Origin of the sequence: Ensifer sp. Root142 (genome assembly GCF_001426785.1) — a bacterium.
Taxonomy (GTDB): Bacteria; Pseudomonadota; Alphaproteobacteria; order Rhizobiales; family Rhizobiaceae; genus Ensifer; species Ensifer canadensis.
Genome location: NZ_LMFK01000001.1, coordinates 107978 through 130396, shown reverse-complemented (window position 1 = coordinate 130396; position 22419 = coordinate 107978). Strand labels below are relative to the sequence as shown.

At 62.9% G+C, this 22419-nt stretch carries 18 protein-coding genes; 10 read left to right on the top strand and 8 right to left on the bottom strand.

Annotated features, from left to right (window positions below):
* Positions 1 to 12 precede the first annotated feature (12 nt).
* On the bottom strand, positions 13 to 1575 hold the full coding sequence (locus ASD52_RS00570) for an EAL domain-containing protein (RefSeq protein ID WP_057211114.1): 1563 nt from the start codon (positions 1573 to 1575) through the stop codon (positions 13 to 15).
* A gap of 177 nt (positions 1576 to 1752) precedes the next feature.
* Here ASD52_RS00570 and ASD52_RS00565 point away from each other — a divergent pair, with 177 nt between their 5' ends.
* The 5 genes from ASD52_RS00565 to ASD52_RS00545 all read left to right on the top strand — a co-directional run bounded on the left by ASD52_RS00565 (position 1753) and on the right by ASD52_RS00545 (position 7335).
* Positions 1753 to 3000, top strand: a complete 1248-nt coding sequence (locus ASD52_RS00565) for a DUF3419 family protein (protein WP_057222696.1) — start codon at positions 1753 to 1755, stop codon at positions 2998 to 3000.
* Entirely contained in the window at positions 2997 to 3731 is a 735-nt protein-coding gene (locus ASD52_RS00560) for a class I SAM-dependent methyltransferase (RefSeq protein WP_025427746.1), read from the top strand. Before ASD52_RS00565 ends, ASD52_RS00560 begins: the two co-directional genes overlap by 4 nt.
* Before the next feature lie 120 nt (positions 3732 to 3851).
* Positions 3852 to 4637, top strand: a complete 786-nt coding sequence (locus ASD52_RS00555; RefSeq protein ID WP_025427747.1) for a glycoside hydrolase family 25 protein — start codon at positions 3852 to 3854, stop codon at positions 4635 to 4637.
* Between the two features lie 153 nt (positions 4638 to 4790).
* On the top strand, positions 4791 to 5984 hold the full coding sequence (locus ASD52_RS00550; RefSeq protein WP_025427748.1) for a lytic murein transglycosylase: 1194 nt from the start codon (positions 4791 to 4793) through the stop codon (positions 5982 to 5984).
* A gap of 412 nt (positions 5985 to 6396) precedes the next feature.
* The gene (locus ASD52_RS00545; RefSeq protein WP_025427749.1) at positions 6397 to 7335 is read left to right on the top strand and encodes a DMT family transporter; all 939 of its coding nucleotides are present in this window, start codon (positions 6397 to 6399) and stop codon (positions 7333 to 7335) included.
* 512 nt (positions 7336 to 7847) lie between these two features.
* Here ASD52_RS00545 and metF read toward each other — a convergent pair.
* From metF to ASD52_RS00525, 4 genes are all read right to left on the bottom strand, one after another.
* Positions 7848 to 8789: a methylenetetrahydrofolate reductase [NAD(P)H] gene (metF, locus tag ASD52_RS00540; protein WP_025427750.1), complete on the bottom strand. Its 942-nt coding sequence runs from the start codon at positions 8787 to 8789 to the stop codon at positions 7848 to 7850.
* Positions 8790 to 8791: 2 nt separating this feature from the next.
* Positions 8792 to 9811, bottom strand: coding sequence for a metalloregulator ArsR/SmtB family transcription factor (locus ASD52_RS00535; protein WP_057211113.1), 1020 nt, complete (start codon positions 9809 to 9811; stop codon positions 8792 to 8794).
* A 660-nt stretch (positions 9812 to 10471) separates the two neighbouring features.
* Positions 10472 to 12121 carry an energy-dependent translational throttle protein EttA gene (ettA, locus tag ASD52_RS00530; RefSeq protein WP_025427752.1) on the bottom strand — a complete coding sequence of 550 codons (1650 nt, stop codon included), beginning with the start codon at positions 12119 to 12121 and terminating at the stop codon, positions 10472 to 10474.
* Positions 12122 to 12239: 118 nt separating this feature from the next.
* Positions 12240 to 12986 carry a ribonuclease gene (locus ASD52_RS00525; RefSeq protein WP_081788876.1) on the bottom strand — a complete coding sequence of 249 codons (747 nt, stop codon included), beginning with the start codon at positions 12984 to 12986 and terminating at the stop codon, positions 12240 to 12242.
* Positions 12987 to 13203: 217 nt separating this feature from the next.
* Between ASD52_RS00525 and ASD52_RS00520 the strand changes: the two genes are divergently transcribed.
* The 3 genes from ASD52_RS00520 to ASD52_RS00510 are packed head-to-tail and all read left to right on the top strand — an operon-like array spanning position 13204 to position 16845.
* Complete coding sequence (locus tag ASD52_RS00520; RefSeq protein ID WP_025427754.1) at positions 13204 to 14187, top strand: alpha/beta hydrolase; 984 nt, start codon at positions 13204 to 13206, stop codon at positions 14185 to 14187.
* A gap of 12 nt (positions 14188 to 14199) precedes the next feature.
* Positions 14200 to 15153, top strand: coding sequence for a DMT family transporter (locus ASD52_RS00515; protein ID WP_025427755.1), 954 nt, complete (start codon positions 14200 to 14202; stop codon positions 15151 to 15153).
* Between the two features lie 45 nt (positions 15154 to 15198).
* The gene (locus tag ASD52_RS00510; RefSeq protein ID WP_025427756.1) at positions 15199 to 16845 is read left to right on the top strand and encodes a thiamine pyrophosphate-binding protein; all 1647 of its coding nucleotides are present in this window, start codon (positions 15199 to 15201) and stop codon (positions 16843 to 16845) included.
* Between the two features lie 276 nt (positions 16846 to 17121).
* Here ASD52_RS00510 and ASD52_RS00505 read toward each other — a convergent pair whose 3' ends face one another.
* The 3 genes from ASD52_RS00505 to ASD52_RS00495 all read right to left on the bottom strand — a co-directional run bounded on the left by ASD52_RS00505 (position 17122) and on the right by ASD52_RS00495 (position 18891).
* Positions 17122 to 17472, bottom strand: coding sequence for a cupin domain-containing protein (locus ASD52_RS00505; RefSeq protein ID WP_025427757.1), 351 nt, complete (start codon positions 17470 to 17472; stop codon positions 17122 to 17124).
* Between the two features lie 157 nt (positions 17473 to 17629).
* Positions 17630 to 17968, bottom strand: a complete 339-nt coding sequence (locus tag ASD52_RS00500) for a TIGR01244 family sulfur transferase (RefSeq protein WP_025427758.1) — start codon at positions 17966 to 17968, stop codon at positions 17630 to 17632.
* Positions 17969 to 18045: 77 nt separating this feature from the next.
* Positions 18046 to 18891, bottom strand: coding sequence for a DUF4432 family protein (locus tag ASD52_RS00495; RefSeq protein ID WP_057222695.1), 846 nt, complete (start codon positions 18889 to 18891; stop codon positions 18046 to 18048).
* A gap of 166 nt (positions 18892 to 19057) precedes the next feature.
* On the opposite strand from ASD52_RS00495, the gene ASD52_RS00490 reads away from it, so the two are divergent.
* Both ASD52_RS00490 and ASD52_RS00485 read left to right on the top strand, forming a co-directional pair.
* Complete coding sequence (locus ASD52_RS00490) at positions 19058 to 20485, top strand: L,D-transpeptidase (protein ID WP_025427760.1); 1428 nt, start codon at positions 19058 to 19060, stop codon at positions 20483 to 20485.
* A gap of 490 nt (positions 20486 to 20975) precedes the next feature.
* Positions 20976 to 22265, top strand: coding sequence for an FAD-binding oxidoreductase (locus ASD52_RS00485; RefSeq protein WP_025427761.1), 1290 nt, complete (start codon positions 20976 to 20978; stop codon positions 22263 to 22265).
* The last annotated feature ends 154 nt before the right edge of the window (positions 22266 to 22419 follow it).

Below are 22419 nucleotides of genomic sequence, written 5' to 3'. Positions count from 1 at the left end.
AAGCCCTTGCCTTTATGCGAGCCGACGGGCGTCTTCGCCGTCCCTATCGCGCAACAGGGCTGAGAGGTCGCGCGCGGGCAATGCCGGGGATATCCATGGCCCCCAGGCTTCTACAGCGCCTGCGGTGCGGGCGCAGTCCATTTCGCTTTCCCTGGCGATGCCGCGCACCGCCATCGGCAGCCGCAGCACCTGCCCTGTCTTGACGAGGCAGGCGAGCAGCGCGACGCTGCGCTCGCTGCCATGCGACCTGCGGATCGCCGGCAAATCCACAGTCAGTTGGTCCGGCTTAAGCTCCCCGACAAGGTTGAGCGGCAGCGAGGCAGCAGCGCCACCGCTCAGCGCGATGCGCACGCCGAGCGCACGCAGACCGTGCAGATTTTCACTGATCAGCCCCATATCGCCGGTCGAGGACGCTTCTGCCACCTCGATCGTCAGCCGGCCGGGCGCCAGTCCCGCCTCGTCCAGGCACGCCTTGATATGGCCGAGGAAATCGCGATCCCGCAGTTGCAGCGCGAGGGGTGCCACCGTCAGGCCGACCGGCGATGGCCAGCTCGCCGCCTGCCTGCAGGCCTGCCGAAGGGCCCAGTTGCCGACCGAGAGTGCCAGTGCTCCCTGTTCGAGCGGCTCAACAAAAGCCTCCATGTCGATGACGCCGCGGACCGGGTGCAGCCAGCGCAGCAATGCTTCGAAGCCGCGGATGGCGCCGCTCGCTGCACCGGCGATCGGCATGTATTCCAGAAAGAATTCCCGCTGGGCGACCGCGCGGGCAAGGTCGCGCTCGGCCTCGGCGCGCATTTCCGCGGCTCGCGCAAGGTGCGGCGCGTAGATGACATGGCTGTTACCGCGCATTTCCTTGGCTTCGTAGAGCGCCAGGTCCGCCCGCTTCAACACGGAGCCGGTCGACAGGTCGCCTGGTTCCAGGAACGTAACGCCGATGCTGCAGCCGGATGCCACTTGGCCGTCCGAAAGATCGAACGGCGCGTCGAACAGCGCCTTCACCCGGCCGGCAAGCGCCGCGACCTCGGCATCCGACGGAGAACCCGGACCAAGCAGCACGAATTCGTCGCCACCGAGCCGATAGACCGTCGCCTCGCCGGAAAACGCCCGCCGCAGCCGAGTGCCGATGCCGCTCAGCAACCGGTCACCGGCATCATGGCCCATCGTGTCGTTGACCGCCTTGAACCGGTCGAGGTCGATGAGCAGCAGCGGCCTGCGCTCGAATGCCGTGCCATCGGAGCGAAGCGCGCGAAGCACATCGGCCTCCAGCGCCGAGCGGTTTTCAAGCCCGGTCAACCGGTCGCGGTGAACCTCGTTGCGCAGCCGCCGCTCGGCGCGGCGCGCGGCGCGCAACTCGCGCTCCAGCCGTCGTGAATAGGACCAGCGGTAGAAAGAGGCACCGGCGACGAAGGGCATGACGCCCGCCGCAAGTGCTCCGGAAAAATTCCAATGTGTAAAGGATCCATCCGTGAACAACGTTTCCGTGGTCAGCCAGATCGCTGGAAACAGTGCCCCCAGTGCCGTGCCGGCAGCTGCAAATCGCTGCTCGGGCTTCGGCAGAAACGTTCTTAACATCATGTCGACGCCCCCCGAATATAGGGAGGAGCTAGCACGCCAGGGTTTAATGAATTCTTATGGGTGAAAAATCGTAGTCGGCATTTTTTGTGCGGCGCAGCAGCTGTGAAAAAACCCGTCATCAAAGTGTAGCCGAGTCACTTTAGAAGCGGCTAAGTTTCAACTGGATGAGCGGCAGAGATGACCGAACTTGCCCCTGACGTCGGCTTTGGCAGAAAAAATCCCAAGCTAAAAAACGCCCTCCTGCAACACAAGACCCTTTCGCTTGCCGGCCTGTCCGAGCGCCTGTTTGGCCTGCTCTTCTCCGGCCTCGTCTATCCGCAGATCTGGGAAGACCCAATCGTCGACATGGAAGCAATGCAGCTTCGCCCTGGACACCGCATCGTCACCATCGGTTCCGGCGGCTGCAACATGCTGACCTACCTGTCCGCCGGCCCTGGTCGCATCGACGTGGTCGATCTCAATCCGCACCACATCGCGCTCAACCGGCTGAAGCTTGCCGCCTTCCGCCATCTGCCTGCTCACAAGGACGTTATCCGGTTCCTGGCAACGCAGGGCACGCCATCGAACGTGCAGGCCTTCGACCTGTTCATCGCCCCGAAGGTCGATCAGGCCACCCGCAGCTACTGGAACGGCCGCAGCGTCACCGGGCGCCGGCGCATCGGCGTCTTCGGCCGCAACATCTATCGCACCGGCCTGCTTGGCCGCTTCATCGCCGCAAGCCACATCCTGGCGCGACTGCATGGCGTCAATCCGGAAGAGTTCGTCCAGGCCAGCTCCATGCGCGAGCAGCGCCAGTTCTTCGACACGCGACTGGCGCCGCTGTTCGAGCGCCCGTTCATTCGCTGGATCACCAGCCAGAAGAGCTCGCTGTTCGGCCTCGGCATCCCGCCGCAGCAGTTCGACGAGCTGGCGAGCCTGAGCAACGACAAGTCGCTTGCCTCCGTGCTTCGCCACCGCCTGGAAAAGCTGACCTGTCATTTCCCGCTCAAGGAAAACTACTTCGCCTGGCAGGCCTTCGCACGCCGCTATCCCCTGCCGCACGAAGGCGAGCTTCCGGCCTACCTGCATGCCGGCAACTACGAGACGGTCCGCGATCGTGCCGAATGCGTCGAGGTCCACCACGCCAATTTCACCGAGCTTCTGGCGAAGAAGCCGGCAGGATCGGTCGACCGCTACGTGCTGCTCGACGCCCAGGACTGGATGAACGACCAGCAGTTGAACGATCTCTGGACCGAGATCACCCGCACCGCAGACGCAGCCGCGACAGTGATCTTCCGCACGGCCGCTGAAGAGAGCATCCTTCCCGGCCGCCTCTCCACGGCTTTGATGGAGCAGTGGCACTATGATGCCGAGACATCGCTGAAGCTCGGCAACGCCGATCGCTCGGCCATCTATGGCGGCTTCCACATCTGGAAGAAAGCATGAGCGGGGTGGAGCACGCCGAGATCAGCCACCAGCGGCGCATGGACCAAATGTATCGCTATCAAAGGCACGTCTACGATCTGACGCGGAAGTATTATCTCTTCGGCCGCGACACGCTGATCCGCGAGCTGAACGCGGGCGCGGGCGCCTCCGTGCTCGAAGTCGGGTGCGGCACGGGGCGCAACCTCGCGCTCATCGGAACGTGCTTTCCCAAGGCCCGGCTCTTCGGCCTCGACATCTCCGCGGAGATGCTGGCCTCGGCGGAAACCAAGCTCAGCCGCCGCGGCAGTTCGGCGGCCACGCTGCGCATCGCCGACGCCACCAGCTTCCAGCCCCAGCTTTTCGGCGAAACCGGTTTCGACCGGATTGTCATCTCCTACTCCCTGTCAATGATACCGGACTGGCAGGGCGCGATCGAAGCGGCGATCGACGCGCTGAACCCCGGCGGCTCGCTGCATATTGCCGATTTCGGCCAGCAGGAGCGGCTGCCGGCAAGCTTCCGCCGCCTGCTGCGCGGCTGGCTGACGCGCTTCCATGTGACCCCGCGCGAAACACTGTTCGAGGTGCTGGGAGAGCGGGCAAGACGCGACGGCGCACAGCTCGAGCGCCGGGCCATCGGCCGGGGTTATGCCTGGCTTGCGGTCTACCACCGCCCGGCCGTAACAGCGGCGTCAGTGACAAATCCGGCCGCTGCACGGCTTGGCGACCGAAGTGCTGCCGCAATTCCCGCTTGAGCTAACTCAATTTTTACGATGATATGGTGAAAATGAGGTTCACGCCTCACTGGGGGACATCACCATCATGAAAGCCATCGTGTGAGGCAGGATCGTCGTTCGTTTCGAAACAGGACCTCCATGCGCCGGCTTCTTCTGGCACTGCTGCCCATTGCCACTCTCCTTTCCGCCTGTTCGTCGACCGACTACGATCTGTTGCAGACCGCATCGATCCCGCCGCGCTTCAGCGATACCGACCCGCAGGATTTCGGTGGCCGCACGCCGCACCACCACAACATCCACGGCATCGACATCTCCAAATGGAACGGCGATATCGACTGGATGAAGGTGAAGAATTCCGGCGTCTCGTTCGCCTTCATCAAGGCGACGGAAGGCAAGGACAGGGTGGATACGCGCTTCAACGAATATTGGCAGCGCGCTCGCGCCGCCGGCATTCCCTATGCGCCCTATCACTTCTACTATTTCTGCTCGACCGCGGATGCCCAGGCCAACTGGTTCATCGCCAATGTGCCGAAGAGCGCCGTCTACCTGCCACCGGTCCTCGACGTCGAGTGGAACGGCGAATCCAAGACCTGCCGCCACCGCCCATCGCCGGACGAGGTCCGCGTCGAGATGAAGCGCTTCATGGACCGGCTGGAGGCCCATTACGGCAAGCGGCCGATCATCTATACCTCTGTGGATTTCCACCGCGACAATCTCGTCGACCAGTTCAAGGAGCACCACTTCTGGGTTCGCTCCGTCGCCAAGCATCCGGGCGAAGTCTATGTCGAGCGCCGCTGGGCATTCTGGCAATATACCAGCACCGGCGTGATACCGGGCATTGACGGCACCACCGATATCAACGTCTTTGCCGGCTCGGCCAAGAACTGGAAGAATTGGGTCGCCGCCGTTTCCAAGCCGGGATGACGACAGCCACGGTTCTGTGCAGAAGCGCGGCAAACCGACCCATTTTCTTCTTTCCGTCATAATGCTCTGAGAGAGCAGCAGCAGATTGCATCTTTGGTACATTGACCGCCAGCGGCGGCGCTTCGCGCCCTGCGGCGACAGAAAGGAATTATGATGATCCTCAAAGCCCGGCATGCTCTTGCATCCGTCGCGCTCCTCGCGCTGACAGCCTCCCCCGTTCTCGCGCAAGCGCCGGCATGCGGCGGCGATCTTGGCGCCTTCCTGCAAGGCGTCAAGGCGGAGGCGGTCGCCAAGGGCGTTCCGGCCGACGTCGTCGACCGTGCGCTCGCCGGTGCCGCCATCGACCAGAAAGTGCTGAGCCGCGACCGCGCCCAGGGCGTGTTCAAGCAGACCTTCACCGAATTCTCCAAACGCACCGTCAGCAAGTCGCGGCTCGATATCGGCGCGCAGAAGATGAAGGAATATGCCGACGTCTTCGCCCGTGCCGAAAAGGAATACGGCGTGCCGGCCCCCGTCATCACCGCCTTCTGGGCGATGGAGACGGACTTCGGCGCCGTTCAGGGCGACTTTAACACCCGCAATGCGCTGGTGACCCTTGCCCATGACTGCCGCCGGCCGGAAATGTTCCGCCCGCAGCTCATCGCCGCCATCGAGATGGTTCAGCACGGCGACCTCGACCCGGCAACGACGACAGGCGCCTGGGCCGGCGAAATCGGCCAGGTGCAGATGCTGCCCGAAGATATCATCGCCTATGGCGTCGATGGCGATCGCGACGGCCACGTCAATCTCAAGAAGAGCTCGCCGGACGCAATCCTGACCGCCGCAAAGTTCATCCAGAGCCTTGGCTTCAAGGCCGGCCAGCCGGCGATCCAGGAAGTCAGCGTTCCCGAGCAGTTGCCTTGGGAAAAGACCGGCCTGCAGCCGGGCATGAAGGCGAGCGACTGGTTCGCGCTCGGCGTCAAGCCGCGCAACGGTGACACCGCCTTCGGCAATCTCGAAGCCTCTCTGGTGCTGCCGCAGGGCCGCAAGGGCGTCGCCTTCCTCACCTACCCCAACTTCAACGTCTATCTCGAGTGGAACCAGTCGTTCATCTACACGACTTCGGCTGCCTATTTCGCGACCCGCCTTGGCGGCGCCCCGACCTATGAGGGCGGCAATCCGGAACCGGGCCTCGACGACACCGGCATGAAGGCGCTGCAGGCCAAGCTGCAGACCCTTGGCCACGACGTCGGCAAGGTCGACGGCATCCTCGGCTCGGGCACCCGCGCAGCATTGCAGAAGGAACAGCTGCGTCTCGGCCGTCCCGCCGACGGCTGGGCAACCCTGGAACTGCTGAACTCGCTGTAAACGCGATCTTCCGGCCGGATTTTGGCCGGGCGACCATTCGTCTGTCCGCTTCGATCGAAACCGGCCGAAGTGGACAGACGTTCTCCCTTATCGAACGATCCTACAGCGCCGCGCGTCTTATTGGACGCGCAAAGGTCGCTGTCGCACTTTGAATTGCTGCATGTCTTTGTCCTTAAATCGAATAGGATTTAAGGAAACATGCAGTAGACATCGATGCTTGGCGCTTTCGCGCACCGCGGATGGCAAGAAGTGGGTGGTGCACTTCAACGCGCCGCGCTAGATCTGTGTGACGCCTTTTCATGCAGCCTTTCAGACGCCGGAGGCATGCAGCGGAGAAAGCGCCCAATTCGATTGCGCATCCCGACTGGTCGATTTGACCGACAGCGGCCGCGCAGAAAGCGCGAGCAGACCCATGAACGCACTAGGACAGACCGGCAGCCAGCAGATGACGATGCGGACCTGGGCGCTTCTCGCCCTGCTTGGGCTCATCTGGGGCGGATCGTTCTTCTTTGCCCGTGTCGCCGTCGCGCACGTGCCGCCGTTCACCCTGGTGTTCCTGAGGCTCGGCCTCGCCGCCCTGGCGTTGCATCTCTACATCCGCAGGCGTTTCGGCATCTATCAGGCGCTCGCCAGCCGCTGGCGCGAATTCCTGCTGATGGGCCTGATCAACAACGCCATCCCACATGCCTTCATCTTTCTCGGGCAAACCCAGATCGGCGCCGGCTTGGCGGCGATCCTGAATGCAACCACGCCGGTCTGGACCGTGATCATCGCCAACATGGCGACCGACGACGAGAAACTCAGCTCCGCCAAGATCGGCGGCTGTTTGCTCGGCCTCGCCGGCACCATCGTGCTCATCGGGCCAAGCGCCATCGCCGGGCTTTTCGGCAACGCCAGCAGCGTGCCGCTCTGGGCGCTGATGCTGCCGGTGCTTGCCGCCGTCAGCTATGGCCTGGCGGCAACCTATGGCAAGCGCTTTCGCGGCCTTGCCCCGCCGGTCACCGCGGCCGGCCAGTTGACCGCCTCGACGCTGATGATGCTGCCGGTCGCAGCCCTCGTCGATACGCCCTGGGCCCTGCCGATGCCGCCGCTTGACGCGACGCTTGCCATCCTGGCGCTGGCGCTCGTCTCCACCGCCTATGGCTACATCCTGTTCTTCCGCATCATGGGCGAAGCCGGCGCCACCAACGCCTCGCTGGTCACGCTTCTCGTCCCGCCAAGCGCAATCCTGCTCGGCTATCTCTTTCTGGGTGAGACGCTGCAGCCAGCGGATGTGGGCGGTATGGCGCTGATTGCCGCCGGCCTTGCCGTTTTGGACGGCAGGATCTTGCGGATGAAGCGCGCCGCATAAGAGGAATCGAACAAGCCGGATACGGCAGAAAGCGTGCCCTTTAGAAGCACTCACGCACGGTTACAAGCGTTTACATTAACCTTCCGGCAGTGATTGTGAAAAAAATGTGGCGGCATAAAATGCGATTTAATTTCAAAACATTAGCCCTGTTGACAAGGCAATTGTGATCACGCGTTTTCGCACTGCAGCACAAGTTTCCCTTTCAAGCGCCGTTAATTCGCCCTATGTTTTAACCGTCAGCGCAAGGAGGGTCTTCGATGGGACTTACACATTCGTTGAATGTCCTCATGATTAGTGCAGCGTTCGTATTCGTGGCCACAATGCTCTTCATCTGAAGTCAGGCCGCTGAGAGTCCAAACCGAAATAGGGACTTTAATTTTCCGGAAATCCAATTTGCGGCAGAAATTTTTGGGCTAGATCGACAAGAGCAATCTGCCCCGACGCTGCAGGAAAAAAGAAAGCGCATGAAGGACACCTTCATGCGCTTTCGCTTTTTCGGATTGTTTTGCGTTCTACGCCGCCGCACCGGCAAACGCCTTCAGCGAGATATCCTCGCCCCGCGACGCCTCGTCCGCACGCTCGAACCCGACGAGATCGCAGACGGCCGTGATCAGCGGCGAACGGTTCATCGTATAGAGGTGGAAGTCCCTGACGCCGCGGCGGGCAAGATCGACGATCTGCTCGGCAGCAATATGCGTCGCCTCCTTGAAGCGCTCGGCCGGCTGGCCTTCCAGATGCGAAAGGCGGGTGACGATCACCTCCGGCACGCTGGCGCCGCAAAGACCGGCGAACTTCTGCACCTGACCGAGATTGTTGATCGGCAGGATGCCGGGCACGATCGGGATCTCGATGCCGGTCCGGCGGACGCGCTCGAGGTAGCGCTCGAAATCGTCGTTGTCGAAGAAGAACTGGGTAAGCGCCCGCGTCGCGCCCGCATCCACCTTGCGCTTCAGCATGTCGATGTCAGCCGCCACATCAGGGCTTTCCGGGTGCTTTTCCGGATAGGACGACACAGAGATTTCGACGTCACCACGATCGCGAAGCGCCCGCACGAGGTCGGAGCTGCTCTCGTAACCACCGGGAAAGGGCTGATAGGTGCTGCCGATGCCGCCCTGCGGATCGCCGCGCAATGCGACGAAGTGCCGAACGCCGAAAGCGAGAAATTCGTCGATAACAGTGTCCACCTCGGCCTTCGGCGCGCCGACGCAGGTCAGGTGCGCGGCCGTGTTGGCAAAGCCCTTCTCCTCGATCATCCGTCTGACTGTTGTCAGAGACCGCGCCTTGGTCGAACCGCCGGCCCCATAGGTGACAGTGACGAAGGCGGGACAAAAGACCGAGAGATCTTCCGCAGTCTGAAAGAGCTGTGCTTCCATCTCGTCGGTCTTGGGGGGGAAATATTCGAAGGAAAGCCGCAGATTGCCGCGCTCGGCGGGATAAAGCGTCTGTGCCGTCATTCTCAAATTCCCCCTGCTTGCATGCGCTGATGTGGCGCTTCGCTCTCCTCGACGGCCCGCTGATCGCGCGCAAGCCAGATCGTCACCGTCAGTTTTCCTCCGTCCGTGCCTTCCGGCGACAGATCGGTCGTCTTTTCCAGGGCGAGCCCGGCCTTTGCCAGCCAGTCGGTCATCGCCTGATGCGAGAAGCCAAGCCGCGCATGGGCATGCTCGTCGCGTAAGTGCTCCAGCCCGTGCGGCGCAAAATCGATGATCACCAACCGCCCGCCCGGCGTCAGCATGCGTGCCGCCTCAGCGATCGCCGCTTCCGGCTGATCGAGGAAATGCAGCACCTGGTGGATGGTGACGAGATCGAAGAACTGGCCATCAAGCGGCAAGTTGAAGATATCGCCGTGGCGGATCGACGCCTTGGTGATGCCGGCGCGGTCGAGATTGGAGCGGGCAACGGCCAGCATGTCGCGACTGGCATCGATGCCGATGCCGCGCCGATAGAGCCCTTCGAACAGTTGCAGGATGCGCCCTGTGCCGGTGCCAAGATCCAGCAGGCTCTCGACCGGCTCGTCGCCAACCATGTCGCGCAGTGCCGTCTCCACATCCCGCTCGCTGACATGCAGGCGCCGAAGCTCGTCCCAGCCGGCCGCGTTGCGGCTGAAATAGGCCTGCGCCTTTTCGGCCCGCGCTTTCTTCAAGGTGACGAGCCGGGATGCATCGCGCGACAGAACTGCGTCGTCGCCGGTGGCGGATGCAAGCATCGCCCTGACCAGCGACACGCGGGCGCCCTCCTGGCGAAGGCGGAAATAGGCCCAGGCGCCTTCCTGATAGCGGTCGACGAGTTCGACCTCGGCCAGGAGCTTCAGGTGCCTCGAAATGCGGGGCTGCGATTGTCCGAGAATTTCGGTAAGATCAGTGACGGTGAGATCCCCAGCGGCAAGCAGCGCGAGAAGGCGCATGCGGGTCGGCTCACCCGCAGCCTTCAGCACATCCACCAGCGCGTCGAGACCAAGCTCTCTCTGATCCGCCATATCATTCCCCATCAACACATAAAGATATGTTTATGTGATTTGCGGATGTAGCGCAAGCGGATTTGCGCGAAGAGACCAAACTATGCCGCTCCAGGAACAGGATTTTCCACCGTTTCGACACGCAAACGGGCGAAGCTTGCGCTCCGCCCGTTGACGATGCCTTTGCGGCGTGGCGTGCCACTGACCCTGCCCTGCGCTCTCCGCCTCGCGGCCCGCTCCCGCCCTTGACCGCGGATGCCCACAGTCTCAACGCAGCGCAATGTGGACGACGCATCCAAAGAAGCGGTTTCAACGAGAGGGCCAGCGGCAAGGGTCACGCACCGCAGCGTCCATGACGCATTCTATGGAATGGTTGGCGGGAGAGCGTATCGCCCGAACCAGCCATCGGTTCGGGATACGACATATGCAAGCAGGCGGCTGAGACTGGCGCGAAACGAGACGGGGCAGGATGCCGCAACGTCAAAGCTGTGGCATGCCTTCTCCCTTAAATCGTTTCCGAGCCAGGGCTGAAAGCACGTCACCCAAAGGTGCGCTGCGGTTTTGCGATAACGAAATGTGCAAAACCAGAGCTTACGGCGCAGCAAGCGAATCCTGGAAATCGCTACGCTTTGAGCGGGGCGCACGTCGCGCAAGCCGAGGCTCACGCGACGTGCCAGAGTGTTAGCGCGTCAGGCGCTTGTAGGTGACGCGCTTCGGGTTGACCGAATCCGGGCCGAGGCGACGGATCTTGTCCTTCTCGTAGTCTTCGAAGTTGCCTTCGAACCATTCGACCTGGCTGTCTCCTTCGAAGGAGAGGATGTGGGTCGCCAGACGGTCGAGGAACATGCGATCGTGGCTGATGATAACGGCGCAACCGGCGAAGTTTTCCAGCGCGATTTCAAGTGCCGCCAGCGTCTCGGTGTCGAGGTCGTTGGTCGGTTCGTCGAGCAGCAGCACGTTGCCGCCGTTCTTCAGCATCTTGGCGAGGTGAACGCGGTTGCGCTGACCACCCGAAAGATTGCCGACCTTCTGCTGCTGGTCGCCGCCCTTGAAGTTGAAGGTCGAGCAATAGGCGCGCGAGTTCATCTCGTATTTGCCGAGCTTGATGACTTCGGCACCACCGGAGATTTCTTCCCAGACGGTCTTGTTGCCGTCGAGCGCGTCGCGGCTCTGGTCGACATAGCCGAGGTGCACGGTTTCGCCGATACGGATCGAGCCGCTGTCGGGCTGTTCCTGGCCGGTGATCATGCGGAAGAGCGTCGTCTTACCGGCACCGTTCGGGCCGATGATGCCGACGATGCCGCCCGGCGGCAGCTTCAGCGACAGGCCGTCGATGAGTAGGCGGTCGCCGTACCCCTTGGTGACGCCGTCCATTTCAATGACCACCTGGCCGAGACGCTCGCCGACCGGGATGATGATCTGCGCGTCGCCCGGACGCTGGTTTTCAGCGGCGTTGACCAGTTCGTCGTAGGAGCGGATACGCGCCTTGGACTTGGCCTGACGGGCCTTCGGGCTGGATGCGATCCATTCCTGCTCGCGGGCGATCGCCTTCTGGCGGGAAGCCTCTTCGCGGCCTTCCTGCTGCATGCGCTTGGCCTTGGCGATGAGGTAGGCCGAATAGTTGCCCTCGTAGGGAATGCTGCGGCCGCGGTCGAGTTCGAGGATCCAGCCGGTGACGTTGTCGAGGAAGTAGCGGTCGTGGGTGATCATCAGCACGGCGCCGGGATATTCGCGCAGGTGCTTTTCGAGCCAGGCGATCGTCTCGGCGTCGAGGTGGTTGGTCGGTTCGTCGAGCAGCAGCAGGTCCGGCTGCGACAGAAGCAGCTTGCAGAGCGCAATACGGCGCTTTTCACCGCCCGAAAGACTTGTGACGTCTGCATCACCCGGCGGGCAGCGCAGCGCTTCCATGGCCATTTCGACCTGGCTCTCGAGATCCCACAGGTTCTGGCTGTCGATGATGTCCTGAAGCTTTGCGCCCTCTTCCGCCGTCTCGTCGGAATAGTTCATCATCAGCTCGTTGTAGCGCTCGACGATCGCCGTCTTGGCGGCAACGCCTTCCATGGCGTTTTCGAGCACGGTCTTGGTCGGGTCGAGCTGCGGCTCCTGCGGCAGGTAGCCGATGGTCGCACCTTCGGCGATCCAGGCCTCGCCGGTATATTCCTTGTCGAGGCCGGCCATGATGCGCAGCACCGTCGACTTACCGGCACCATTCGGGCCGAGGATACCGATCTTCGCGTCCGGATAGAACGACAGATGAACGTTCTCCAGGACCTTCTTCGCGCCATAGGCCTTATTGAGCCCGGCCATATGATAGATGAACTGACGTGCCATAAAAGAATGCTCCGCATGGGAAGGAAATTTGCCCGCTATGTAGGCGAATTAGTGCAAAGGGGCAATCGCCAAAGGCGTTTGCCCCCGCCTATCCCATGCCGGAGCGCCTTGTCAGCCGCTATCCGCGGCCTGCCGCGTCAGCAATGCCCTTGGCACATTTGAACTCCGTCGGCCCCGCCGCCTGGATCAGCGGCGCGAGGCTGGATTTGCCCGAAACGTCTCCCGTCAAGCCGATCGTCAGGCCGGTGATGACGCTGCGTCCCGCGACCGTCTGGCAGCGCATGCGCACCCGGTCGCCGGCCCCTGCGCCGAAGCTCTGGTCGAAAGCCTGCTTGATCGCCTTCTCATCGAGTTCCGAGCCGATACGCGCCCGAAAGAGCGCGCCGACGGCGGACCGGTTGAGCTCGTCGAGCATATGCAGTTGCGTGGCGAAATAGTCGTCGACCGGTGCCGTCTGGCAGGTGCCGCTGCGCAACCATTGGTGACGATCGAGGCCGGATTGAACGCCCGGCATGGCGACCAGCAGCCGCGCCGCCGTATCATCGGCCATGGCGAGCTTCGGCAGATCGAGCCAGTCGCCCTTGCGGTCCTGGGTGCGCATCTCGGCCGCCACCCCGCAATAGCTCTTGCGCAAGGGCCAGAGCCCGTGCAGCGACAGGTTCGTGGCATCGAAACGTTCGGCCGTCTGGTTGGCGAATTCCTTGCGTTGCGGCCGCGTCTCGCAGAAGCCCGGCTGCCAGCTGACGGCAAGCACATATTCCGTGCGGCCCGAGGCGCCTTCCGCCGCGGCATCAACCTTCTCTTGCGCCAAGGCAAACGAGGATGGAGCAAGCAGCATTGCCAGCGCCATCGCAACAATTGTCATTGGACTTGATACCGCTTTACTCCAACATGCCATGACACTCTCCCGATAAAACAAAACGGGAACAAATATCGCTCAAAACGGGAAAATTGGAACTGTTAATTACAGGTCCGCGAAATCGCTTGTGACCTCATGCGTAACGATCAACAAGCAGCGATTGCCTTTCCCCTGTAAATCGATTTGATATCGGCAGAGTCTGACGATTGGTCCGGGAGAAGGCATGTTCGGGCAGGTGAGGACGCATCAGAGCCCGACAGGCGCTATCTTGAACTGGCGCCATTTTCCGGCAGCTGCCGACGCGCGTGGCATTCTTCTTGTCAGCCATGGCCTTGCCGAACATTCCGGCCGCTATGCCCGTTTTGCCGAGGCGATGGCCGGCCACGGCTTTCACGTCTATGCCCACGACCATCGCGGACATGGCGCGACGCGCGCGCCGGATGCGCCGCTGGCCATGTTCTCGAACAGCTCAGGTCTCGACAAGGTGTTTGCCGACATCAGGGCCATGCGCACGCTCGCCACCGCCGCCCATCCGGGCGGCCTGCCGGTCATCCTCTTCGGTCACTCGATGGGCGGGCTGATCGCGCTCAACGCCGCCGAGACCGATCCAGGTCTCTACGATGCACTCGCCGTCTGGAACTCGAATTTCCGCCCTGGTATCGCCGGGCGCGGCGGCCAGTTGATCCTGAAGATCGAAAAGGCGCTCAAGGGCTCGGATGTGCCGAGCCCGCTGTTGTCGAAGCTCACTTTTGGCGCCTGGGGTCAGGCGATCAAGGATCGCAAGACCGATTCCGACTGGCTGTCGCGCGACGAGGCGGAGGTGGCCAAATATATCGCCGATCCGCTGTGCGGCTTCGACGCGACGGTGTCGCTCTGGCTGGATCTGATGCGGCTCGCCTTTGCCGGCGCACGGGCCGACCGGCTGGCGCGCCTGCCCGCCGGCCTGCCTGTTCATCTCGTCGGCGGCAGCGCCGATCCCTCGACCGAAAACGGCGGTGCCGTCCGCTGGCTCGGCGAGCGCATGAAGGCGCGCGGAATGACGGATGTATCGGTAACGATCCATGAGGGCATGCGCCACGAGACGCTCAACGAAATCGGCCGTGAGAAGGCAACAGCGGAGTTTGCGGCCTGGTGCCAATCGGCCGTCGGCAAATCTTCTGTCGGCCATTCTGTTGCCGCCAAGGCTGTGGCCGGCAAGAGGACCTGACCCGACATCATCATGGCAGACATGTCCCTCCCCAAGACCTCCAACGCCAATGACCGCATCTCCTTCGGCCTGACGCTGATGGTCCTTTCGGTGCTGTTGTCGCCGCTGATCGACATCTTCGCCAAGCTCGCGATCTCGACAGTACCGTCGGCACAGATCACCGCCGTGCGCTTCATCCTGCAGGTCGTCTTCATCCTGCCGATCGTGCTCGTGCGCGGCAGCCTGTTCGACCTCACCTGGCGCAAGACCGGGCTGCACGCGCTGCGCGGCGGCCTGCTTGTCGTCACCATGCTGTCCTTCATCACCACGCTGAAGGTAATGGAGGTGGCCGACGCCATCGCCATCTTCTTCGTCGAGCCGATCATCCTCACCATCCTCGGCAGCATCTTCCTCAAGGAGACGATCGGCTGGCGGCGCTACACCGCCTGTGCCGTCGGTTTCCTCGGCGCGCTCCTTGTCATCCAGCCAAGCATGCAGGAGGTGGGCCTGATCGCGCTGCTGCCGATCGTCGCCGCCTTCGGCCTGGCGGTGTTCCTGCTGGTGACGCGCATGGTGGCGCAGAATGAGGACCCGTGGTCGATGCAGTTCCATGCCGGCATCTGGGGCGGTCTCTTCTGTCTCGTACTGCTCTGGCTCGGCGAAGGCAGCGGATCTGGTATCTTCGACCCGGTCTGGCCCGAGGGCAACACCTGGTTCTATCTGCTCGGCGTCGGCGTCACCGCCACTATCTCCGGCGTGCTTGGGGTCTATGCCTATCGCTCCGCCCCCGCCTCGGTGCTGGCGCCGCTGCAATATCTCGAAATCGTCTCGGCGACGATCTTCGGCTGGCTCGTCTTCGGCGACCTGCCCGACGCGCTGAAATGGCTGGGCATTTCCATCATCATCGGCTCCGGCCTCTACATCATCTGGCGGGAACGCCGGGTCGACAAGACCGCGAGCATCGCTCCGGTTTCGCCGGCGATCTGAAAACAAGTGATCTGAAAACAAAAGAATGACTATCGGGAGGAAAGCATGAAAACTGGAGGTCAGCTCGTCGTCGACGCGCTCGTCGCCAATGGCGTCAAACGCATCGCCTGCGTACCGGGGGAAAGCTATCTGGCGGTGCTGGATGCGCTCTACGACACCGACATCGATGTCGTCGTCTGCCGCCAGGAGGGGGGCGCTGCAATGATGGCCGATGCCTGGGGGCGGCTCAGCGGCGAGCCCGGCATCTGCATGGTAACGCGCGGCCCCGGCGCCACCAATGCGTCGGCCGGCCTGCATGTGGCCCGGCAGGATTCGATCCCGATGATCCTGTTCATCGGCCAGGTCCAGAGCGAGGCTCGCGAGCGCGAAGCCTTCCAGGAGATCGAATATCGCCGCGCCTTCACCGAGGTCGCGAAATGGGTCGGCGAGATCGACGATCCCGCCCGCATTCCCGAATTCGTCACCCGCGCCTTCGCGGTCGCGACCTCAGGCCGGCCGGGCCCGGTCGTGCTGACGCTTCCCGAGGACATGCTTACGCGCAGCGCCGAGGCGCCAGCGGCAAAGCCCTACCAGCCGGTCGAGGGCCATCCGGGTCCGTCCCAGATCAAGCAGCTCGGCGCGCTGCTCGAAGGCGCCAAGCGCCCGATCGCCATCCTCGGCGGCACGCGCTGGACGGCTGACAGCGTCGCCGAATTCCAGCGCTTTGCCGAGCGCTGGAGCCTGCCTGTCGGCTGCTCCTTCCGCCGCCAGATGCTGTTCGACCACCTGCACCCCAACTATGCCGGCGATGTCGGCATCGGCATCAACCCGGCGCTGGCAAAAGAGATCAAGGAAGCTGATCTGGTGCTTCTGGTCGGAGGGCGCTTCTCCGAAATGCCGTCGTCCGGCTATACGCTGATGGATGCGCCCTATCCGCGCCAGACGCTTGTCCATGTCCACCCCGATGCATCCGAACTCGGCCGCGTCTATCGGCCGGAACTGCCGATCGCCGCCAGCCCCCGCGATTTCGTCACAGCACTCGAAGGGCTCGCGCCAGCGGCCGAGCCGGTGTGGTCGGCACGCACCAGGGCGATGCATGAAGGTTACCTCAAGTGGTCGACACCGCCGGAAACCGGCCCCGGCGACGTGCGCATGGGCCCGATCATGAACTGGATCGAGGCGAACACACCGGAAGACACCATCTTCACCAACGGCGCCGGCAACTACGCCACCTGGGTGCATCGCTTCCACCGCTTCCGCAGATACGCAACACAGGCAGCCCCCGCCTCCGGCTCCATGGGTTACGGCCTGCCGGCAGCCGTTGCCGCCAAGCATCTGCACCCGGATCGCGAAGTCATCTGCTTTGCCGGCGACGGCTGTTTCCTGATGCACGGTCAGGAATTCGCAACTGCCGTGCGTTACCGCCTGCCGATCATCACTGTGGTTGTCAACAACGGCATCTACGGCACGATCCGCATGCACCAGGAGCGGGATTATCCCGGCCGCGTCAGCGCCACGGACCTGACCAATCCTGACTTTGCCGCCCTTGCCCGCGCCTATGGCGGCCACGGCGAGACGGTGGAAAAGACTGAGGAGTTTGCCGATGCATTCCTGCGCGCCCGCGCCAGCGGCAAGCCGGCGATCATCGAGATCAAGCTCGATCCGGAAGCCATCACCCCGACGCGCACGCTGAGCGAAATAAGGAAAGGCTGAGCGGAACGGGCAGGTTTTCCTTCGAGCACGCTTCAATCACGGCGCCGACGCGCCGTGGCTGGATTCCTGTGACAAGCACAGGAATGAGGGCATGGAACTGTTGCGGCCAACCGAGCCCGTTTCCGACGTGATCGCACATCTCCGCAAACGCGGCATGCGCGCTGCGACACCTCCTAGCGCTCCCTCATTCCTGTGCTTGTCACAGGAATCCAGCTGCGTCGTGTCGACGACGCAGGGAGGTGGTGTCCTCCTCTATACTGAGTTGCCGCTTCTTGCTTATTCCAGCCACTCCGTCGCAAACGCACCGGTCACATGCAGGTCGGTGGTTTCCAGGCGCCCAGGTCCGAGGTTTTCGAACTTGTGCGGCACGTTGGCCGGCGCCACGACGATCTGCCCGGCTTCTGCCTCGATCTTGCGATCGCCGACGGTAAACAGCGCGCGGCCGGTGCGGATGATGAAGGTCTCGGGATAGGGATGACGGTGCAGCTTCGGCCCGCCGCCAACCTTGTCGGTGGTATAAAACATCACCGAAACGTCGGCGCCATAGGAGCCGCCCTGGAACTCGCCCTGCCAGACATCGGGCTTTTCAGCCCACTGCTCGCGTTCGATCAAATGTATTCCCGTCATGCCATATCCTCCGCCGTTCGTGTATCCGAACCGCGGTCGAGCCGGCGCGTCAGGTGCGCATTCCCTGGGGCATGCATCCCTTGGGGGCTATGTGGACCCGAGGACACATCGTCGCAAAGGGCGCACGAAGTGCGCCCTTATGCTGCGGTAGGCCGGCTCAGCCGCGAATATGCTGTGTCTGCTGGAAGACCGCCGTCGAGCGAGCGCCGGAGCGGCAATAGCCGAGCATCGGGCGCTGGAATTCGTCAAGCGCGTCGACCATCTTTTGGACCGCATCCGCCGTCACGCCCATCGGGCCGACCGGGATGTGCATGGTCTCGATGCCCAGCTCCTGCGCGCGCGCTGCGATGGAATCGAAGGTCGGCTGGTCCGGCGCCTCGAAATCGGGGCGGTGGCAGACGATGGACTTGAAGCCAAGCGCCTTGATCTGGTCGAGGTCTTCGACCGTGATCTGGCCGGAAACCGAGTATTCATCGTTGATCGGGCGGATGTCCATGGTCGCTTAATCCCTGCAAAAAACCTTGGCCACTGATGTAGGCGCGGTGCCCGCCGGCGTCAATTCCAATCGCTCAGTCAGGAGACACCGAAGGCAAGCGCATAGGTCTGTGTCTGCCCGGGCTCGAGCAGTTGCAGCTCACCGGCAGCAGCAAGCTCCGGCCGCTTGGCGAGGCGATGCGACGCAGGCTCGATGCTGATGACATCGGCCGCACCACGCTGACAGCGCCACATCTGCAAGTAAGGCAGCGTGTCGGCGCGAAAGCGCACCGCCAAGCACTTCCCGCCCGCACCGACCAGCGGCGAAAGCGCCACTTCGGACCAGCCGCCGGCCCCGACGCTGGCCGGGATGCAGAAATGCGCGCTCTCGCCCTCGCCGAAGCGCCAGGCCCGTTCACCCTCGGCAAAAGAGGGACTGGTTATGCGGGTCGCGTCGCCGACCAGTCGGCCGGCAATATTGAGGTGGTACATCATCATCGGCGGAAAGGCGCCGGCGCCGGTGTTGGTGAGCCGGTCTTCCAGCATCACCTCATGTCGGTCCGCATCCACATGCCAGCGCCGTTCCAGGAGCGCGTGGCCGCCATCGGCAAGATTGACCTCGACGGTGGCGATGCAAAGCGTGGTGTCGGCGGACATGTGCGTGTGCTTGACCGGCGTGCCGGCAAGCGAACCGTGCAAGGGATAGCGCGTGCCTTCCCCGCGGCCGGCAATCGGTTCGGGATGGCGGATGTGGTCTGGTCCGCAGGTAAAGAGAAAACCGGCGAGTGCCCGGTCGATGCGCGGGTCGCCATCGGAGGGGATCGCGGTACCCGGCGAAAGATCGACGCCATCAACGACGAAGGCGGCAATATCGAGTGCCGACAGACGGTCGAACAGCAGATGATTCTCCTGTTCGTTATCGGGTGCATCAAATCTCGTTCGCATGCACCAGCCTCCAGTCCAACTCACGGGAATCACAGCGATCACAAAGACATGATAGCCGACAGGGGCTGTTTTTCATCGGTTGAAAGCTGCTAAGGGTGCGCCTAGATAGAATTTAACCGCTTATTCATGATGAATTCACTTTTTTCACATTAACGTCGAAATCCAAATGTACCGCGCCACATCAACCACCATGAGAACAGGTTTTATCGTGACGTCAGCGACCCGCACCGGCCTCTCGCTCCTCGCCGCAGCCGGCTTCCTCGCCGTGGATCTTGCATCCGCCTTTGCTCAGGAAGGTTACGGCCGCAATCGCCGCGGCAATGGCGACGTGATGCTGGTGACGCCGGAAGGCGAAATTCTCGACTATATGCCGGGCCCCGATGAAGTGCGCACCATGCGTGACCGTCGCGGCCGCACCGTGCTGGTCGACAACTGGGGCAACGTGGTCGCAACCGTAGTACCGTCCGACGGCTATCGCGCCTATCGCCGCCAGGGCGACGTCGATGTCTATTCCAACCGCCGCAACGGCGACCGCGGCTACGGCTATTCCGAGCCGGGCGATGTCACCGGATCCATTCAAGACTATCGCGATCCGGCCTATCGCGACGTGGTGCCGCCCTCGGTCGAGCGCAACGACCTGCCCAACAGCCTGCCCGGCCTGATCGACGGCAGCGAAGAGGCGGCGATCGATCCGCAATATGAGCAGCCATTGCGGCAGTCCATGCCGCCGGCCATATCGGTCAAGTCCAAGTCGCGCGCCGAAATCACCGCGCTGCAGGTCTTCCTCGACCGCGAAGGTTTCTCGCCCGGCGTCATCGACGGCAAGATGGGCTCGAACGTCACCAAGGCGATCGAGGCCTGGCAGCAGTCAACCGGCGAAACGCTCGATCCGAACAACACCGAAGATATCCTCGAGCGCCTGCGCATGAACGGCGGCCTGCCGATCACCAGCTATACGATCACGGCCGCCGATGCCGCAGGCCCCTATGTCGCCTCGATCCCCGACGACTACGCCCACAAGGCGATGCTGCCGCACATGTCCTTCACCGCGACGACCGAAATGCTCGGCGAGAAGTTCCACATGGACGAGACCTATCTGCGCGAGCTCAACCCAGGCGTGGACTTCACCATTCCGGGCACGATCATCAAGGTCATCAATCCCGGAGAAAACCGCAAGGAAAAGGTCGCGCGCATCGTTGCCGACAAGGCCCGCAAGCAGGTTCTGGCCTATGATGCCGCCGACAAGCTCGTCGCCGCCTACCCGGCAACGATCGGCTCGTCCGACACGCCCTCGCCGTCAGGCATCGTCAATGTCGAGCGCATCGCGCTCAATCCCGGCTACACCTACAACCCGAAGATCAACTTCAAGCAGGGCAACAACGACAAGATCCTGACGCTGCAGCCGGGGCCGAACGGCCCGGTCGGCACGGTCTGGATCGCGCTCTCGAAGCCGACCTACGGCATTCATGGCACGCCGGAGCCCTCCAAGATCGGCAAGACCCAGAGCCACGGCTGCGTTCGCCTGACCAACTGGGACGCAACGGAACTTGCCAAGATGGTGAGTGTCGGCGTCACGGTCGAATTCGCAGACTGAGGCATCAGCCGCTCGATACATCCCGCAGAAAACGATCAAAGCCCGGGTACCACCCGGGCTTTCTTCTTTGCCGACCGTGGCAAGCGTTGCCGCGTAGGAACCCCGGTGGAATTGACTGAAATCGCAGCTTTTTTCGCATCCCGTCCCCCAATTGGGGGAGTGACAGCGACATGTCTCCGTTGAAAATGAGCTTGCCTGATCGATGACGTCATCGGTCAGGTTATTTTCATCGGAACCCATAGGGCCGGTGCGGCGGACCGCCGACCCGGCAAAGACATTTACACCCGACTACTCCACCGACACGACCCAGACCGCGGCCGCCCACGAACCGGCTGCGGTCATTTTTTTGCGGACGCCCCACAGTCAACCTTCATGACCTCATGAAACCCCTCATGACCTCATGAAACATTGTCATGAGAATTTTCGAGGCGATGGCCCTATCACTTAGCCACCTCTAAATTTCAGGCCCTTGACCGAAGGAATGTCCGCGATGGCGACCGAGCGCACCTTGCCCAACCTCTGGCATGCGACGGCACCGGCAGCGCCGGACACGCGCCCGCTTGCCCGCGACCTGACGACAGATGTCGCCATCATCGGCGGCGGCTTCACCGGTCTTTCGGCTGCACTTCATCTCGCGGAAAAAGGCGTCAAGGCCACGGCGATCGAGGCGAAGATGATCGGCTTCGGCGGCTCCGGCCGCAATGTCGGCCTCGTCAATGCCGGCATGTGGGTCAAGCCCGACGATCTGATCGCGACGCTGGGGCTCGAGGCCGGCAACCGCCTGCTCGGCGAACTCGGCGACGGCCCGGCAATGGTCTATGCCCTGGTCGAGAAGCACGGCATCTCCTGCGAAGCCGTCCGCAACGGCACCCTGCACATGGCCGTCGGCGCCGAAGGCTTGAAGGATATCAGCGACCGCGAGACCCAATGGAAGAAGCGCGGAGCGCCGGTCGAGGTTCTCTCGGCCGAGCGATCGAGCGCGCTCTCGGGCGCTGAAGGTTTCTCCGGTGCGCTTCTCGATCGTCGCGCCGGCACGATCCAGCCGCTTGCCTATGCCCGCGGCCTTGCCCGTGCGGCCCTTGCCGCCGGTGCCGAGATCTATACCGACACTGCGCTCGTCGGCGCCGAACGCAAGGGCGAAACCTGGGTGCTGAGAGCCGGCCAGAACATCGTCAGGGCCAAGCAGGTGATCCTCGCCACCAATGCCTATGGCGGCATGTTTGCCGAGACCCCGTGGCAGGAACACACGCAGGAACTGACGATCCTGCCCTACTTCCAATTCGCCACCAATCCGCTGCCGGAAAAGGTCGCAAGCCGCATCCTGCCGGAGCGCCAGGGCACATGGGATACGGGCCTTGTCATGACCTCGTTCCGCATGGACCAGCAGAACCGCCTGATCTTCGGTTCGATCGGCCGGCTCGATGCGATGGCCGAGGGCACGCACCGCGCCTTCGCCGCCCGCTCCGTGCGCAAGCTCTTCCCCTATATCGGCGATTTCCGCTTCGAATACTGGTGGGACGGCCGCATCGGCATGACGACCAACAACCTGCCGGCCATGCATACGCTGGCGCCGAACGTCGTCTCCGTCAGCGGCTACAACGGCCGCGGCATCGCACCCGGCACCGTCTTCGGCAAGGCGCTCGCCGACCACGTCACCGGCCAGACCTCCGCGATCCCGCTTGCCGAAACGCCTGTGACGCCCGACACCTGGCGCAGCGTCAAGTCCGCCTTCTACCATGCGGGCGCACAGGCCAAGCATCTGGTCGACCGCCGGTTCTGAGCGGTTTCGTCAACGCGCGACGAGACATCCCTTGCAGACATCGAAGATGGTGAACTCCGTCTGAGACGGGCGCCATGTCGACGCACGTTCATGCGCAGGTGGCACCCCATCCTCCGTCTTCCTCGGGCTTGACCCGAGGATCCAGGGCCTGCCA